Origin of the sequence: Macrococcus lamae (assembly GCF_004359545.1) — a bacterium.
Taxonomy (GTDB): domain Bacteria; phylum Bacillota; class Bacilli; order Staphylococcales; family Staphylococcaceae; genus Macrococcus; species Macrococcus lamae.
This window is the reverse complement of the sequence record NZ_SCWB01000034.1, coordinates 1-1451: the sequence shown is the minus strand read 5'-3', so window position 1 is coordinate 1451 and position 1451 is coordinate 1. Positions and strand designations below refer to the sequence as shown.

Annotated in this window: 1 protein-coding gene; it reads left to right on the top strand. The window is 39.3% G+C overall.

From position 1 onward, the window contains the following. The first annotated feature begins 2 nt into the window (after window positions 1-2). Window positions 3-1451 (top strand): IS1182 family transposase, encoded by a 1449-nt coding sequence (locus ERX29_RS10730; RefSeq protein ID WP_133444675.1) that lies wholly within the window; start codon window positions 3-5, stop codon window positions 1449-1451.

Genomic DNA, 1451 nt, shown 5'->3' with positions numbered 1-1451 from the left:
GAATGTCCGATCAGGAGTTTACAAAACAAAAACGAAATCAACTTGAAATGTACAGTCTGGAAGACCTTGTGCCACAGAACCATTTACTTCGAAAAGTTGACCAGGTCTTCGACCTGTCTTTCGTATATGACCTGGTTAAAGATAGATATTCCCTTGACAATGGCAGACCCAGCATCGATCCCGTCATCCTGATCAAAATAGTCTTGATACAGCATCTATTCGGAATCAAATCAATGAGACAGACGATTAAAGAGGTAGAATCAAACTTTGCCTATAGATGGTATCTTGGTCTCGGCGTGATGGATAAAGTCCCTCATTTTTCTACCTTCGGTAAGAACTATGTTAGACGGTTTGACGATAACAACCTTTTCAATGAAATCTTTGAAAGAATACTGGAAACAGCTAAAGAAAATGGCTTAGTGGATCACACCTCTCTTTTCATTGATTCCACTCATATAAAGGCCAACCCTAATAAAAATAAATATGAAAAAATAGAAGTTGAAAAGACAGCGAAACATTATCAGGATGAACTCGAAAAGGAAATAAACGAAATCAGAGAAGCCGAAGGAAAAAAGCCTCTAAAGCTAAAGGAAGAAAAAGAGACTAAAACCATCAAAGTGAGCACAACAGATCCTGAAGCCGGCTATTACGTTAAAAGCGAAAGAGAGAAACAGTTTGCATATAGCGGACACGTTTGTTGCGATAAAAACGGATGGGTAGTTGATCTACATGTAACTCCCGGTAACATTCATGACAGTACACAACTTCCTGTAATGATAGATAGATTAGAGGTTAAAGACCTGTTGCCCAGATACCTAGCAGTTGATGCCGGGTATAAGACCCCCCACAACGCTAAGTATGTACTGGAAAAATATATTTTTCCAGCTATGCCTTATAAACGTCCTGTAGGTCCGAAGGACTTAATGAATAAAAATGAGTTTGTTTATGATGAAGTATATGACGTGTATATCTGCCCGAATAACCAGCTGCTGGAATATAGAAGAACTGATGCGGAGGGCTACCGATTATACATGTCTAATCCCCAAATGTGCAGAGAATGTCCACTACTTAATGTGTGTACAAAGAGTCAGAACCACACAAAAGTCGTCACAAGGCACATCTGGCAGGACGAACTGGATATTGCCGAAGACCTTAGGTTCGTCGATACAATCAAAGAAATCTATCGTCTCAGAAGTCAGACGATAGAAAGAAGATTCGCAGACGCAAAAGAACAGCATGGACTCCGTTGGACTCGATTCAGAGGAATCAAAAAAGTTACGATGGAGACCACGCTTATTTTCGCATGTATGAATTTAAAGAAAATGGCGTACTTCCTAGTTCCAGACCAGGAAGTAGCCAGCAATAACTACGCCTGTAAATCGATATTTTTTATTTTTCGAAAAAAAAGAAAAGACAAACCCATTTTCAAAATGAGTTTGTCTACAGTCTGA

What these genes read in the sequence shown, in the direction of transcription:
- ERX29_RS10730 (WP_133444675.1), top strand. Translation starts at nt 3, where the DNA reads ATGTCCGATCAGGAGTTTACAAAACAAAAACGAAATCAACTTGAAATG.